Origin of the sequence: Actinomadura terrae, assembly GCF_022751215.1 — a bacterium.
GTDB lineage: Bacteria > Actinomycetota > Actinomycetes > Streptosporangiales > Streptosporangiaceae > Spirillospora > Spirillospora terrae.
The window spans coordinates 1,050,481-1,064,417 of record NZ_JAICDG010000001.1 but is presented as its reverse complement, the minus strand read 5'-3'; the positions used below and the strand labels follow the sequence as shown (position 1 = coordinate 1,064,417).

13 protein-coding genes are annotated in these 13,937 nt (G+C 69.3%); 4 read left to right on the top strand and 9 right to left on the bottom strand.

Going from position 1 to position 13,937, the window contains the following annotated elements; translation table 11 throughout:
* Nucleotides 1-27: 27 nt before the first annotated feature.
* From K2F47_RS04715 to rpsB, 5 genes are all read right to left on the bottom strand, one after another.
* The gene (locus K2F47_RS04715; RefSeq protein WP_242901435.1) at nucleotides 28-1,062 is read right to left on the bottom strand and encodes a phosphatidate cytidylyltransferase; all 1,035 of its coding nucleotides are present in this window, start codon (nucleotides 1,060-1,062) and stop codon (nucleotides 28-30) included.
* Nucleotides 1,062-1,619 carry a ribosome recycling factor gene (frr, locus tag K2F47_RS04710; protein ID WP_214620742.1) on the bottom strand — a complete coding sequence of 186 codons (558 nt, stop codon included), beginning with the start codon at nucleotides 1,617-1,619 and terminating at the stop codon, nucleotides 1,062-1,064. The genes K2F47_RS04715 and frr overlap by 1 nt, the downstream gene beginning before the upstream one ends.
* Nucleotides 1,620-1,684: 65 nt before the next feature.
* Complete coding sequence (gene pyrH / locus K2F47_RS04705; protein WP_156221352.1) at nucleotides 1,685-2,383, bottom strand: UMP kinase; 699 nt, start codon at nucleotides 2,381-2,383, stop codon at nucleotides 1,685-1,687.
* Between the two features lie 164 nt (nucleotides 2,384-2,547).
* On the bottom strand, nucleotides 2,548-3,384 hold the full coding sequence (gene tsf / locus K2F47_RS04700) for a translation elongation factor Ts (protein WP_242901433.1): 837 nt from the start codon (nucleotides 3,382-3,384) through the stop codon (nucleotides 2,548-2,550).
* Between the two features lie 84 nt (nucleotides 3,385-3,468).
* Nucleotides 3,469-4,506 (bottom strand): 30S ribosomal protein S2, encoded by a 1,038-nt coding sequence (gene rpsB / locus K2F47_RS04695; protein ID WP_242901431.1) that lies wholly within the window; start codon nucleotides 4,504-4,506, stop codon nucleotides 3,469-3,471.
* Nucleotides 4,507-4,904: 398 nt separating this feature from the next.
* Between rpsB and K2F47_RS41245 the strand changes: the two genes are divergently transcribed.
* On the top strand, nucleotides 4,905-6,014 hold the full coding sequence (locus K2F47_RS41245; protein WP_308198364.1) for a murein hydrolase activator EnvC family protein: 1,110 nt from the start codon (nucleotides 4,905-4,907) through the stop codon (nucleotides 6,012-6,014).
* 280 nt (nucleotides 6,015-6,294) lie between these two features.
* On the opposite strand, the gene K2F47_RS04685 is transcribed toward K2F47_RS41245, so the two are convergent.
* Nucleotides 6,295-7,206 carry a tyrosine recombinase XerC gene (locus K2F47_RS04685; RefSeq protein ID WP_242901427.1) on the bottom strand — a complete coding sequence of 304 codons (912 nt, stop codon included), beginning with the start codon at nucleotides 7,204-7,206 and terminating at the stop codon, nucleotides 6,295-6,297.
* Nucleotides 7,207-7,360: 154 nt separating this feature from the next.
* Here K2F47_RS04685 and K2F47_RS04680 point away from each other — a divergent pair, with 154 nt between their 5' ends.
* Genes K2F47_RS04680 through dprA form a run of 3 tightly spaced genes read left to right on the top strand, consistent with a single transcriptional unit; the run spans nucleotide 7,361 to nucleotide 10,397 of the window.
* Complete coding sequence (locus K2F47_RS04680; protein WP_242901426.1) at nucleotides 7,361-7,714, top strand: YraN family protein; 354 nt, start codon at nucleotides 7,361-7,363, stop codon at nucleotides 7,712-7,714.
* Nucleotides 7,714-9,261: a YifB family Mg chelatase-like AAA ATPase gene (locus tag K2F47_RS04675; RefSeq protein ID WP_242901424.1), complete on the top strand. Its 1,548-nt coding sequence runs from the start codon at nucleotides 7,714-7,716 to the stop codon at nucleotides 9,259-9,261. The genes K2F47_RS04680 and K2F47_RS04675 overlap by 1 nt, the downstream gene beginning before the upstream one ends.
* Nucleotides 9,258-10,397, top strand: coding sequence for a DNA-processing protein DprA (gene dprA / locus K2F47_RS04670; RefSeq protein WP_242901422.1), 1,140 nt, complete (start codon nucleotides 9,258-9,260; stop codon nucleotides 10,395-10,397). Before K2F47_RS04675 ends, dprA begins: the two co-directional genes overlap by 4 nt.
* 983 nt (nucleotides 10,398-11,380) lie before the next feature.
* Here dprA and K2F47_RS04665 read toward each other — a convergent pair.
* From K2F47_RS04665 to lepB, 3 genes are all read right to left on the bottom strand, one after another.
* The gene (locus tag K2F47_RS04665) at nucleotides 11,381-11,695 is read right to left on the bottom strand and encodes a DUF2469 domain-containing protein (RefSeq protein ID WP_131900840.1); all 315 of its coding nucleotides are present in this window, start codon (nucleotides 11,693-11,695) and stop codon (nucleotides 11,381-11,383) included.
* On the bottom strand, nucleotides 11,692-12,414 hold the full coding sequence (locus K2F47_RS04660) for a ribonuclease HII (protein ID WP_242901420.1): 723 nt from the start codon (nucleotides 12,412-12,414) through the stop codon (nucleotides 11,692-11,694). Before K2F47_RS04660 ends, K2F47_RS04665 begins: the two co-directional genes overlap by 4 nt.
* 597 nt (nucleotides 12,415-13,011) lie before the next feature.
* Nucleotides 13,012-13,908, bottom strand: coding sequence for a signal peptidase I (gene lepB / locus K2F47_RS04655; protein ID WP_242901418.1), 897 nt, complete (start codon nucleotides 13,906-13,908; stop codon nucleotides 13,012-13,014).
* Nucleotides 13,909-13,937 lie beyond the last annotated feature (29 nt).

Below are 13,937 nucleotides of genomic sequence, written 5' to 3'. Positions count from 1 at the left end.
GTCTTCCAGCCCGCAGGCGGAGGGCGATCAGGTCGGGTGGAACAGCTCCAGGAGCAGCCACACGACCGGGGCCGTCGCGACGAGCGAGTCGAGGCGGTCCATCACGCCGCCGTGGCCGGGCAGCAGCGTTCCCATGTCCTTGATGCCGAGATCGCGCTTCATCATCGACTCGATGAGGTCACCGACGGTCGCGGTGACGACGGCGGCGAGGCCGATCAGGACGCCCTGCCAGACCCGGCCGTCCTCCAGCAGCCACCACACCAGCCACCCGCCCACGAACATGCAGGTCAGGGCTGAGCCGGTGAAGCCCTCCCAGGTCTTCTTCGGGCTGATCGCCGGTGCCATCTTGTGCTTGCCGAGAAACGACCCGGCGAAGTAGCCGCCGATGTCGCTGGCCACGGTGGTCGCGATGAAGATGACGATGCGGTGGTCGCCGTCGTCCGGACGCATGGTGAGCGCGACGAGGCCGCCGACCAGCACCAGGTAGCCCGCGACGAACAGGCCCGCGGTGACGTCCCGGACGTATCCGTCGGCGCCCTCGGTCATCCGGGTCATCAGGACGGCGAGCACGGTCAGCGACACGGACGCGATGACGGCCGTCGGACCCCACACGTACGCCGCCACGGGTGTGGCGACCATGCCGGTGGCGAGCGGGATGAACGGCACCTGGATGTCGCGGCTCTTGAACGCTTCGGTCAGCTCGCGCATGCCGAGGAACAGGAAGACGACCATCACGCCAAGGAAGATTTCCTTGACCGTGTAGAGAGACAGAAGTACCAGGGCGCCCAGAGCGCTGCCCACTCCGATGGCGAGCGGGAGGTTCCGGCCGGTTCTGCCATGGCGCTTCTCTTCCGCGCCTCCGGTGTCGGACGTCTCGTCCGCACGCGACGCCCCGCCGGTCTCCTCGGCTGCGGACGAGCCCGACGTCTCGTCCAGCGAAGTCGGTAGCTCGGGCGCCTCGCCCGGGGACGTGACGTGCGTCCGCCCGGACGGTGAGCCGGACGGGCCGGTCACCGGCTCATCCGGGGAGCCCGCGGGCTCCCCGGCGTCGTCGAGTCTCATCAAACCTCGAGCAGTTCGGCCTTCTTGTGCTCGAGCAGCTCGTCGATCTGCGCCACGTACCGGTGCGTGGTGTCGTCGAGCTCTTTCTCGGCACGGCGGACCTCGTCCTCGCCTGCCTCGCCGTCCTTGACGAGCTTGTCGAGGGTGTCCTTGGCGCGCCTGCGGATGTTGCGGATGGAGATCTTGCTGTCCTCGGCCTTGCCGCCGGCGACCTTGATGAACTCCCTGCGGCGCTCCTCCGACAGCTCGGGGAAGACGACCCGGATGACGTTGCCGTCGTTGGTGGGGTTCACGCCGAGGTCGCTGTCGCGGATCGCCTTCTCCACCGCCTGCGCGGACGACTTGTCGAAGACCTGGACGATGACCATCCGCGGTTCCGGCAGCGTGAACGAGGCGAGCTGGTTGATCGGCGTCGGCGTGCCGTAGTACTCCGCCGTGATCTTGTTGAACATGGCGGGGGTGACCCGGCCGGTGCGGATGGCCTGGAAGTCCTCCTTGGCGACCGCGACCGCCTTCTCCATCTTCTCCTCGGCTTCGAGGAGGGTCTCGTCGATCACTGTGACTCCCATGTCATCTGGTCGGCCCTGGTCGGTGCGGTTGCGCACCGGATGTCCGGCTGTGGTCAGCCCTGCGCCGGGCTGACCAGCGTGCCGATCTTCTCACCCCGGACGGCCCGGACGATGTTGCCCTGCCCCATGAGGTCGAAGACCACGATGGGGAGGACGTTGTCCATGCAGAGGCTGATGGCCGTGGCGTCCATGACCTTCAGTCCCCGCTGTAGGACTTCACCGTAATCCAAACGGTCGAACTTGACCGCGTCTGGATTCTTTCGGGGATCGGCATCGTAGACCCCGTCCACCTGAGTGGCCTTCAGGACGGCCTCCGCGCCGATCTCCAGCGCGCGCTGCGCGGCGGTCGTGTCGGTGGAGAAGAACGGCTGGCCCAGGCCCGCGCCGAAGATGACCACACGGCCCTTCTCCAGGTGCCGGATGGCGCGCCGCGGGATGTACGGTTCGGCCACCTGGCTCATGGTGATGGCCGTCTGGACGCGGGTGTCCATGCCGAGCTTCTCCAGGAAGTCCTGGAGGGCGAGGCAGTTGATGACGGTGCCGATCATCCCCATGTAGTCGCCCCGGCCGCGGTCCATGCCGCGGGCGGCGAGCTGGGCGCCGCGGAACATGTTCCCTCCGCCGCACACCACCGCCACCTGCACGCCGTCCCGGACGGCCTCGGAGATGGCCTCGGCCACGTGCTGCACGACCTCGGGGTCGATGCCGAGGGGCTCGCGTCCGGCGAACGCCTCGCCCGACAGCTTCAGCAGGACGCGCTTCCAGCCCTCGCGCGGCGCGTGCTGGTCGTGCGGATCGTGCTGGCCGCGCGGGTGGGACGACGAGGCCGCCGTCGCGCTAGTGGTCGTCTTCTCCGGCACGTCGGCGGCCTCCTCGTTGCGTCGCGAATTCTCGGGTCCCTGCCTCCAGGGTGCCCCTACGCCTGCCCGACCTTGAAGCGGGCGAAGCGGACGACCTTCACCCCGGCCTCGTCCAGGACCTTGGCGATCGTCTTCTTGTTGTCCTTGACGAAGGCCTGCTCCACCAGCACGAAGTCGCGGAAGTAGGCGTTCACCCGGCCCTCGACGATCTTGGGGATGGCCTGCTCGGGCTTGCCCTCGTCGCGGGTGAGCTGCTCGGCGAGCGCCCGCTCCTTCTCGACCGCCTCGGCGGGGATCTCCTCGCGGGTGAGGTACTTGGGCGCCATCGCCGCGATCTGCTGGGCGACGTCCTTGGCGACCGCGGGGTTCTCCGTGTCCAGCTCGACCAGCACGCCGGTGGTCGGCGGCAGGGACGGGTCGGACTTGTGCAGGTAGCTGGCCACGTAGGCGCCCTGGAAGTGGGCGAAGCGGCGCAGCTCCAGCTTCTCGCCGATCTTGGCGCTGTTCTCCTCGATCAGGGCCTGGACGGTCTTGCCGGGCTCGATCTCGGCGGCCAGCAGCGCGGCGGCGTCCGCGACGCCGCTGCCCGCGGCGAACGTGACGATCCGCTGGGCCAACTCGATGAACTGGGCGTTCTTGGCGACGAAGTCCGTCTCGCAGTTGATCTCCAGCAGCGCGCCGTCGCCGGAACCCTCAAAGTGCTCCGCGACCAGGCCGTTCGCGGTGGTGCGCTCGGCGCGCTTGCCCACGTCCTTGGCGCCCTTGAGGCGCAGCAGCTCGGTGGCCTTCTCGAAGTCGCCGTCCGCCTCGGTCAGGGCGTTCTTTACGGCCATCATGCCGGAGCCGGTCAGCTCGCGAAGCCGCTTGACGTCAGCGGCGGTGAAGTTAGCCATCGCTCTCTTCGCTTCTCTCGTCGGTGGTCGTAGGACCCGCGACGGTCCCGGCGGCCCCCGCACGGGGCCGCCGGGACCGGGGGATCAAGCCTGCTCGGACTCGGCCTTCGCCTCGGCGGGGGCGTCGGCGCCCGCCGTCGCGGCGGCGGGCTGCTCGGCCTGCTCGGCCTGCTCAGGCTGCTCCGACTGCTCGGCCTGGTCGGCGGCATCGTCGGCCGACTTGGCCTCGGCTTCGGCCTCGGTGCTCTCGGGGGCGGACGCCTGCGCGTCGCCCGCGTCCGGCGCGTCGCCGGCAGGAGCCTCGGCGGGGGCCGCGGCGCCACCGTCCTGCTTGCCCTCCAGCAGGTCGCGCTCCCACTCGGCCAGCGGCTCGGCGGCACCGGAGGCGGCGCCCTCGGCGGGCTTCTCGTCCCCGCCCGAGGCGGCGCCGGCGCGGGCGATCAGCCCGTCGGCGACGGAGTCGGCGACCACGCGCGTGAGCAGGCTGACGCTGCGGATGGCGTCGTCGTTGCCCGGGACGGGGTAGTCGACCTCGTCCGGGTCGCAGTTGGTGTCGAGGATCGCGACGACCGGGATGCCCAGCTTCTTGGCCTCGTTGACCGCGATGTGCTCCTTCTTGGTGTCCACGATCCAGATGGCGCTCGGGACCTTCGCCATGTCGCGGATACCGCCGAGGGTGCGCTCCAGCTTGTCCTTCTCACGACGCAGGCCGAGCAGCTCCTTCTTGGTCATGCCGGAGCCGGCCACGTCGTCGTAGTTGATCTCCTCCAGCTCCTTGAGCCGGGTGAGCCGCTTGTGGACGGTGGAGAAGTTCGTGAGCATGCCGCCCAGCCAGCGCTGGTTCACGTAGGGCATGCCGACCCGGGTCGCCTGCTCGGCGATGGACTCCTGGGCCTGCTTCTTGGTGCCGACGAACAGGATCGTGCCGCCGTGCGCGACCGTGGCCTTCACGAACTCGAAGGCGCGGTCGATGTAGGACAGCGACTGCTGCAGGTCGATGATGTAGATGCCGTTGCGCTCGGTGAGGATGAAGCGCTTCATCTTCGGGTTCCACCGGCGGGTCTGGTGACCGAAGTGGACGCCGCTCTCAAGGAGCTGCCGCATGGTGACGACGGGTGCCATTGCCCGTGTTCTCCTTCTCTGGCCCTGGTGGGCCGCATTTGGTTGTCTGCCTGCGCCCGGGCACCGCCCCACCGTCGCCCATGAGCGACGGACCGAGGGACAGCGCCCCACCATGTCTGCGGTGGCATGCGGACGCGTGAAATCAGCCGCCGGGGTACCCCAGGCGGCTGTGACCCGGAGCCGTTCCCGAGTCCGACCCTTCCGCTCACCGGGAGCGGCTTCTCGCCTCACCACCCGTGGTGGTGGATCGGCGACGGCCTGGCCTGGCCGGTGTCCTTCCGGGCACGCTCACAGATTATCAGGGCGCGGACGCCTCCGGGAATCAACGGTCCGGCCAGTTATCCACAGTTCGCGCTTCCCCTCGACGGGCGGGGCCGGCGGCGGGCAGGCTCCGGGACATGACCCTGCTCACCCTGCTCCTCACCTGCGCGATCGTCGCAGGTTCGCCCCTTTCGGGCCCTTTTGAGCCTTCGAGGATGGACCGTGTGAGGACGGCGGCGCCGTCCGAGACGTCCACGAACCTCAACGCGCCGCCCCAGAAACCGAACGCGGTTAACGCGGCCGCGGGACGTCTGGCCCCGACAACACGAACACCAGCTCTCCCTTTAGCACCACCACTCGCTCAGCTCTCGCACGCACCGGCGCCTTCCAACCTGCCGTCTCCTACGCGAGCCGCGTCCCTGCTCGCTCTGGTACCCCCGGCATCCAAACTCTCTGCGCTCACAAGGCTCGCACCGGCATCATCCGCACCGGCTCCGCCCGTAACAGCGCCACCCGCGCTGGAGTCGCCCGCACCGGAGTCACCCGCGCTGGGGGCATCCGCGCCCATGCAGCTCGCTCCGGGGCCTGGCGCGAGCACATGGCGCTGGCCCTTGGGGCCGCCTGCTCCGCGCGTCCTGCGGTCCTTCTCTCCGCCTCCGGCCCCGTGGGCGGCTGGGCATCGCGGCGTGGATCTCGCCGCGAGCCCGGGCCAGCAGGTCCACGCGGCTGGTGCGGGCCGGGTCTCCTATGCCGGACGGCTCGCGGGCCAAGGCGTGGTCGCGATCACCCACGGCCCGCTGCGCACGACGTACCTTCCCGTCCGTCCCGAGGTCCAGGTCGGCCATCAGGTGCCCCTCGGCGCCCCTATCGGCGTACTGGAGAAGGGCCCGTTCCATTGCCCCGTCGCCTGCCTGCACTGGGGATTGCTCCGAGGACACCTCTACCTGGATCCGCTCAGCCTCGTCATCCGTCGTGTCCGCCTGCTCCCCTACTGGTCACCGCCGGTCAAGGCTTCTACGGCTTCACCGCAGCCCGAACCCTCTCGCGCGCCCCCTCAGGAACCCAGACTGGGCCTTCGTGACGCGACGACGGCAACGGGTGGCGCTCTCACGGGGATCGTTCTCACCTTCAGCGTCGCGTTCGCATGGCGTAGAACCCGGCCCCGTCCTGCACACCGCCGCCCGCATCGTCCACCTCCCGGGGTCATAGACCTGGCCCGAGAACGCCGCCTACGCCGAACCCCGTAGCTGGACGAGTCCTCCACACCCTGCCATTTTAGCCGCAATCGCTGCTGCGACCCGCAGCCCTCCCCCGCCAAGGGCGCGCCTGATTCCTGACCAGAAACCGCAGCCATGCATCAGTGCTGGCCTGCCGCCGCGCGTACTCACCCAGTCGGCAGGCCAGCACGCATGGAACCGCCCCATCGAGCAACAGCAATCACCGCTCCGCGAGAGGGGCGGATCTGCGCACAGCGCCTGAGCGGCAAATGCCGCGTAGCAATCGGGCAGGGAACCGGCGTCCCGCCCCTCAAGGTTCTTTCTGTCCGCGGGGATGCGCCTGGCGATGGACCTGCTTGAGCCGCTCAGCCGATACGTGTGTGTAGAGCTGAGTGGTCTGCAAGGACGCGTGGCCGAGGATCTCCTGGACGCTGCGCAGGTCCGCGCCGCCCTCCAGCAGATGGGTGGCCGCGCTGTGCCGCAGGCCGTGCGGGCTCAGATCAGGCACCTCACCGACCTCGGCGATCCGAGCGTGGACGACCCTGCGGGCGGTCGTCGGGTGAAGGCGTCGCCCGCGAATACCCAAGAACAGGGCCGGCCCGCTGTGCTCGTTGGCCAGCCGAGGCCGTCCCGCGCGCACCCAGTCCTGGACGGCCCGGGTTGCGGGCTCCCCTATCGGAACGGTGCGCTCACGCCCGCCCTTCCCCAGGACGCGGAGGGTGCGGCGCTCGGTGTCCAAGTCGTCGATGTCCAGCCCACAGAGTTCGCTGACCCGCACGCCCGTGCCGTAAAGGGTCTCAAGCACGGCCAGATCCCGAAGGCCGACAGGCCCCTGAACGTCCATCTCGTCCAAGAGCCGGGACGCGTGGTCCTGGGTGAGGACGCCAGGCAGGTCTCGCGCGCGCTTCGGCGTGCCGAGGAGCAGCCCCGGATCATTCTCCAAGAGCCCGCGCCGATGCAGGTGCCGGGTGAACGTCCGCACGGCGGCGGTACGGCGTGCGAGCGTCGCGCGGGAGCGTCCGAGGGCGTGCTGGCGGGCGAGCCACGCACGTAGCAGTGAGACGTCCAACCCCGCAGGTTCCGTCACCCCGACACTGACCGCGTACCCGCAGAGGTCGTTCAGATCGCCGAGGTATGCGCGCAGCGTGTGCGGCGACACGTCCCGTTCGGCGCGCAGGTGACGGCCGAACTCCAGGACGGCCTCCTCCAAGGGGTTGCTCACAGCCGCCACGCTGCGGCAACCGGGCGGCCGAAGCAAGCACCAACGCCGGTTTGAGGTGATCCGCCGCGATTGATCGCCGGCTCTATCCACAGAACGTCGTTCTACTTCCGGACGGTCCGCGGCTCCGGCACCGTCGAAGACCGGAGGTGAGGTCATGACAACCCACATCAGCCTCGGTCGACGCGGTGAGGACGCGGCGGCCGACTACCTGACCAAACTCGGCTGGACGATCCTCGACCGCAACTGGCGCTGCGGCCAGGGCGAGCTCGACATCGTCGCCTACGACGGCGTCCGGCACGTCGTCTTCGAGGTGAAGACGCGCAGCTCCGCGCGGTACGGCGATCCGCTGGAGGCGATCACCCCGGCCAAGGCGGCCCGGTTAAGGCTGCTCGCCTGGCAGTGGGCCACGAGCCACGGCGTCGGCCGCACCCTCATGCGGGTGGACGTACTGGGCCTGGTCGCCGAAGGCGACGGCTTCTCGGTCGACCACCTGAAGGAGGTGTGCTGATGACGCTCGCCAAAACGCGCTCGGTGTCCCTGGTGGGCATGGAAGGCTCGGTCGTGGACGTCGAGGCCGCCATCACCAGCGGGGTCCCCGGTCTGCACCTGGTCGGACTGCCCGACACCGCGCTCAGCGAGGCCCGCGACCGGGTCCGCGCCGCGATCTTCAATTCCGGGGAGGACTGGCCCAACAGACACGTCACGGTCTCCCTGTGTCCCGCCGACAAGCCCAAGAAGGGCTCGACCTTCGATGTCGCGATCGCGGTAGCCCTACTCGCCGCCGCGGAGGCCATCCCCGCCGAGTCCTGTGCGGGCCTGGTGCTGATCGGCGAGCTCGGCCTGGACGGCCGACTGCGTCCGATCTCCGGTGTCCTGCCCGCCGTCCTGGCGGCCGCCAACGCCGGCTGCCGCACGGTGGTCGTGCCGCGCGCGAACGCCGCGGAGGCCGAACTCGTCCCGGGCATGGAGGTGGTCGCCGCCGGCACCCTGCACGGCCTCCTGTGCATCCTGCGCGACGAACCGCCGCCCATCGAGGACGAGGAGCCCGCCTTGTTCTCCGCCCCCTCCGACGGCCTCGCACTGCGCCGCCCCGGCGCCCGCCCCGACATGGACCTCGCCGACGTCCGAGGCCAAGCCGAGGCGCGCCGGGCACTGGAGATCAGCGCGGCCGGCGGGCACCACCTGTACTTCTCCGGACCGCCCGGATGCGGCAAGACGATGCTGGCCGAACGTCTGCCGACGCTGATGCCGCCGCTGGAGCCCGACACCGCACTGGAGGTCACGGCGATCCACTCCGTCGCGGGAACCCTCCCACCCGGGCAACCCCTGATCCTCCAACCACCCTTCTACGCCCCGCACCACACCGCCACCCGCGCCTCCATGGTCGGCGGCGGCTCCGGTCGCACCTTCCAACCGGGAGCCGTCTCACTGGCCCACCGAGGCATCCTCTTCCTGGACGAAGCACCCGAGTTCCAGAACGGAACGCTCGATGCGCTACGCCAGCCCCTTGAAGCGGGCGAGGTGAGGATCTCGCGAGCGGAGGGCACATCCACCTTCCCCGCGCGGTTCACGCTCGTCCTCGCCGCGAACCCCTGCCCCTGCGCCGCCGCCAAACAGATCGACTGCTCCTGCGCCCCGGGCGTCCGCCGCAAATACACCTCGCAGATCTCCGGCCCGCTCATGGACCGGATCGACCTCAAACTCGAACTGTCCCCGGCCAGCCGAGCCGAACTCCGGTACGACCTGGAGTTCGCGGAGTCCAGCAAGGTCGTCGCGGAACGCGTACTGCTCGCCAAGGAGAGGACCACCAAACGCCTCGTCGACACCCCCTGGCGCTCCAACTCCGAGATCCCCGGGCCGGAACTGCGCCGCCGCTTCACCCCTCGTCCCGAGGCGATGTACGCGGCCGACGACGCCCTCCAGCGCGGCACCCTCAGCGCCCGGGGCCTCGACCGGATTCTCCGGGTCGCCTGGACGATCGCCGACCTGTCCGGCCACGACGAACCCGACGCGGACGACATCGGCGGCGCCCTGGCCCTGTGGTCCCGCCCATGAACGCCGAACGAAACGCCCGCGCGGCCCTCACCGCGATCGCGGAACCAGGCGACGCGTTCCTCAACCGGATCCTCGACCACTCCGGCGCGGAGAAGGCCCTCGACGTCATCCGCACCACCCGGCTTCCCGACGACCTGACCGTCACCGCGAAGGAATTCCAGCGCCTCGACCAGTGGCGCGTCCGCCTGGCGACCATCGACCCCGACCAGGACCTCGCCGTCTGCGACCGCTTCGGAGGCCGCCTCATCTGCCCGGGAGACCCCGAATGGCCCACCACACTGGACGACCTCGCCGACAACCGCCCCTACGCCCTGTGGCTTCGCGGCCCCGAGAACCTCCGCTACGCATGCCTGCGTTCGGTCGCCATCGTCGGGTCCCGCGCCGCGTCCCCCTACGGCCTGCGCGTCGCCGCCGACCTGGCGTCCGACCTGGCCGACCAGGGCTGGACGGTGATCTCCGGCGGCGCCCTCGGCATCGACGCCGCCGCCCACCGCGGCGCCCTGGCCGCCGACGGCCCCACCATCGCGATCTTCGCCAACGGCGTCGACGTCCCCTACCCGGCCTCCAACGAGGGCCTGTTCGCCGAGATGGCCAAACGCTCGCTCCTGGTGAGCGAATCGCCGCCGGGCGCGCCCCCGAACCGGTTGCGCTTCCTCATCCGCAACCGTGTGATCGCCGCCCTCTCCCGAGGCAGCCTCATCGTCGAGGCCGAGGCCCGCAGCGGCGCCCTGAACACCGCCACCTGGGCACGCAAACTCGGCCGCGTCGTCATGGCCGTCCCGGGCCCGATCACCTCACGAGCGTCGGTCGGCGCCCACAAACTCCTACGCGAGGAGGGCACGATCCTGGTCACCAGACCCGAAGAGGTCATCGAGGCCGTCGGCCTCATCGGCACCGACCTCGCCCCACCACCGCACACACCCGTCCTGCCCCGCGACCGTCTGGAACCGCTCACCCGCTCGGTCCTGGAGGCCATGCCCACCCGCGGCTCCACCGGTCCCTCCCAACTGGCCGCGAAGGTCGGCGTCGGCCCCCACATCGTCAACGCCAAGCTGGGCCTCCTGGCCGCCTCCGGCTTCGTGGAACGCGCCCCGGTCGGCTGGCGCCTGACGAAACAGGCGAGATCACCCAAGTAGCTCTCCAACCCAACCGGAGGACCCCATGCCACAACCCCAGAACACCCCACTCGCGTCCAGCCCGCCGTCACCCCGACAGCCCGGCGGTCACTTGGACACCCATGGCGCACAGGGCGACCACCAACTCCGCCCTACGCCAGTACACCCAACCCCAGACTTCCGCACGCACAACATCACGGCCTCGGCAACACACCGGCGGATGGAGGCATGCACTCACCGCAGCAACGAGCCCCCTAGCGCGACGAGCGGCGGCGTCCCACACCGTCATGGCCGCCCACCTGACAAGGCACCCGGATCTACCGAACCTCTAGGGGATGAGGCCGAGTCACCTGGCCCCGAGATTCCAAGCCCGGGCGTTCACGCCCCCGGGGCTCCAGCCCCCCGGGCGTTCACGCCGCCGGAGCTCCAGCCCCCCGGGCTTCCAAGCCCCCGAGTCTTCAGCCTGCGCACACTTGAGGGTGAGCTTCACGCCCTCAAGCCGGCAAGCTCCAACTCTCCAGGCCGCCAAGTTTTCAGCCCGCGCACTTCGACGGCAAGTCCCCCGGTTGAAGGCATCCCGCATGCCAAGGTTGAGGACCCGGCTACCCCGAGCTTTCAAGCCCTCGGGCCCTCAGCCCCGAGTCTCCAGGCCCCCGGGCTTTCAAGCCCCCGAGTCTCAGGCCGCGCACTGAGGGCGAGCTTCGCGCCTCCAGGCCTCCGAGCTTTCAGGCCTCCGAGCTTTCAGGCCGCACACTTCGACGGCGAGATTTCACCCCGGTTGCAGGAACCTACATGCCGGAGGTTGAGGGCCGGGACCCGGCCGCTCCGGGCTTCCAGGGCTTCTGAGCTTCCAGGGATGCGAGCTTCTAGGCCACCGAGTGCTGCGGGCAGCCGAGTGGGCAGTATCGCGGCCACTAGCCAGCGAGGTCCGCCCGCAGCGGGACCGGGGCCAGCCGACTCTTTACGGCTACAGCGAAAGATCAAGTGCGAGGGAGGTGCACCGACTACTGATCCGAGGGGAGCTCGAAGTCGCTCTTGGCCAGTTCTTCGACGTTGACGTCCTTGAACGTGACAACACGTACGTTCTTGACGAAGCGGGCGGGGCGGTACATGTCCCAGACCCAGGCGTCCTGCATCGTGACCTCGAAGAAAATCTCACCGTTGTCGGCGCTGCGGACCTGAAGGTCGACCGAGTTGGTCAGGTAGAACCTTCGCTCGGTCTCGACGACGTAGGTGAAAAGCCCGACGACGTCCCGGTACTCCCGATAGAGCTGTAGCTCCATCTCGGTCTCGTACTTCTCGAGATCCTCGGCGCTCACGCTCGTGCCCCTTCCGTACGGCCTTCGTCAGGGACCTCCCCGTCGGTCTCCTCTCTCAAGGCCACCGCTCCATTGTTACGCAAGGCACGCACATTGACGTAGGAGAAGCGATGTTCAGGACACGGTCCGTGTTCGGCCAGCGCCGAACCGTGCGCCCGAGTCACATAACCCTTGTGGACGTCGAAGCCGTACTCGGGGTAGCGATCGTGGAGATCGACCATGATGCGGTCTCGGGTGACCTTCGCGACGATCGAGGCGGCGGCCACACAAGCCGCCACCTGGTCTCCCTTGATCATTGCGAGGCTGGGGACCTCCAGGCCGGGCACCGGAAAACCGTCACTCAGCACGTAGGCCGGGCGCTTGTCGAGCGCGGCCAGGGCCCGCCGCATCCCTGCGATGTTGCAGCGGTGGAGACCGATCCGGTCGATGTCGTAGCAGGGGATCACAACGGCACTCCACGCGAACGCGCGTTTGGTGATCTCCGCGTACAACTCCTCACGCCGAGCCGGGGTCAGGAGCTTGGAGTCACTGAGCCCCTCGATCTTGCCGCGTCCCCCTTGCAAGATCACCGCACCGACGACCATGGGACCGGCGCACGCGCCCCGCCCCGCCTCGTCCACCCCTGCCACGGGACTGAATCCGGCATGCTGCAAGGCGCGCTCGTAACCATGCAGACCGGCGTCACGGCGCGGCGTGAAGCGAAGCGGGCGTCCTTTCATGCTCCGCAGCGTACGTCGCCGGAAGCCCAAGCTGCTCCCGATTCCCGCCTTCTCCGACATGTCAACGATCACGCTCAGACCGCCACGAACCCTCTCCCGCACCCCCGCCGCTGAACCTGTCGGCCGACGAGTCGAGAGGCACACATTCGTAGCCCGACGTCCAGCCCTCAGGACCGGCAGCAACCCGTCTGCCGTGCCCGCAGCAACATCAGCCCACATAACTCCTGGAAGGAGGTTCGCTCGCACAGCCAGAGGGGCACTGACGCCCCGCTGTGAGGCCCGCCGTGAGGCCCGCCGTGAGGCCCCGGCACGCCTGTATGTCGGTGGGATGGCGGAGGGAGGGGCGGTTCTGCTGGTGATGAGGGGGCTGGTTTGGGGGGGCGGATGTGATTGGCCGTGGACGTGGGGGCGGTTGGGAGGGGTTGTTTGGGGGCCGTCGGGGCACGGGGCCGTGGCTTGGTGGGGGCTGGCGGTTGGGGCGGCGGGGTTTGGCGGGTGGGTGTGGGTGGGCGGGGTTCGGGCCCGGGGTTGGGAGGGTGGGTTAGGGCCCGGTTGGGGGTGAGGGTGTTGCTTGGGCTGCGCGTGGAGGGGAGGGGGTTATTTGAGGCGGCGGCGGCGTAGCAGGTAGGTGACCGGGAAGGCGCCTACTATGCCCAGGGCCAAGGGGGTGGCGGGGAGGGCCATGGCGCTGGCCTTGAAGCCCGCCTGCTTGAACGTGCCGGGTATCGGGAGCGTGTCCAGGCGGTTCAGGGGCCAGACGATGACGAAGGCGCGGCCGATGACGCGGTCGGTGGGAATGGTGCCGCCGCCGGGGTCGCCGCGGTGGGAGCGGGAGTCGTAGGACAGTTCGCGGTGGTCGCCCATGACCCAGAGCTGGCCCTCCTTGACGGTGACGTCGAAGGGATCGTTGGACGGCTTGTTCTGCTCGTGGGTGATCGGGTCGGTGTACAGGTAGGACTTCTCGTCCAGCGGGACGTCGTTGACGGTGACCCGGCCCTGGGCGTCGCAGCATTTGATGTGGTCGCCGGGGATGCCGATGACCCGCTTGATGTAGTCCTTCTCGTTCGGGGCGACACCGAAGGCGCTGCCGACGGCGTGCAGGGCCTTGGAGACGGGGTTGCCGGGCTCCTTGACCTGGGTCTCGGGGTCCCAGGAGTCGAGGCCGTTGAAGACGACCACGTCGCCGCGCGCGATGTCGCGGGTGTGGTAGACGATCTTGTTGACGAGGACGCGATCGCCGACCTGGAGGGTGTTCTGCATGGAGCCGGACGGGATGTAGAAGGCCTGCACGGCGAACGCCTTGATGACCAGTGCCAGGACGACGGCGACCACGATGAGGACCGGGAGTTCCTTCCAGAACGAGCCCGGCTTCTTCTTTTTGGTGCCCTTGTCCTCTTCGGGGGACTCGTCGTCCTCGGCCGTCTCCTCGGCCTCCTCGGCGGAGGTCACGGTCTGCTCATCTTCGGGCACCGCGCCCTCGGCTTCGGATCGCACGTCTCTCCGATCGTCCTCGTCAGTCATCA

What these genes read in the sequence shown, in the direction of transcription:
- K2F47_RS04715 (WP_242901435.1), bottom strand. Translation starts at nt 1,062, where the DNA reads ATGAGACTCGACGACGCCGGGGAGCCCGCGGGCTCCCCGGATGAGCCG.
- tsf (WP_242901433.1), bottom strand. Translation starts at nt 3,384, where the DNA reads ATGGCTAACTTCACCGCCGCTGACGTCAAGCGGCTTCGCGAGCTGACC.
- rpsB (WP_242901431.1), bottom strand. Translation starts at nt 4,506, where the DNA reads ATGGCACCCGTCGTCACCATGCGGCAGCTCCTTGAGAGCGGCGTCCAC.
- K2F47_RS41245 (WP_308198364.1), top strand. Translation starts at nt 4,905, where the DNA reads ATGACCCTGCTCACCCTGCTCCTCACCTGCGCGATCGTCGCAGGTTCG.
- K2F47_RS04680 (WP_242901426.1), top strand. Translation starts at nt 7,361, where the DNA reads ATGACAACCCACATCAGCCTCGGTCGACGCGGTGAGGACGCGGCGGCC.
- K2F47_RS04675 (WP_242901424.1), top strand. Translation starts at nt 7,714, where the DNA reads ATGACGCTCGCCAAAACGCGCTCGGTGTCCCTGGTGGGCATGGAAGGC.
- dprA (WP_242901422.1), top strand. Translation starts at nt 9,258, where the DNA reads ATGAACGCCGAACGAAACGCCCGCGCGGCCCTCACCGCGATCGCGGAA.
- K2F47_RS04660 (WP_242901420.1), bottom strand. Translation starts at nt 12,414, where the DNA reads ATGAAAGGACGCCCGCTTCGCTTCACGCCGCGCCGTGACGCCGGTCTG.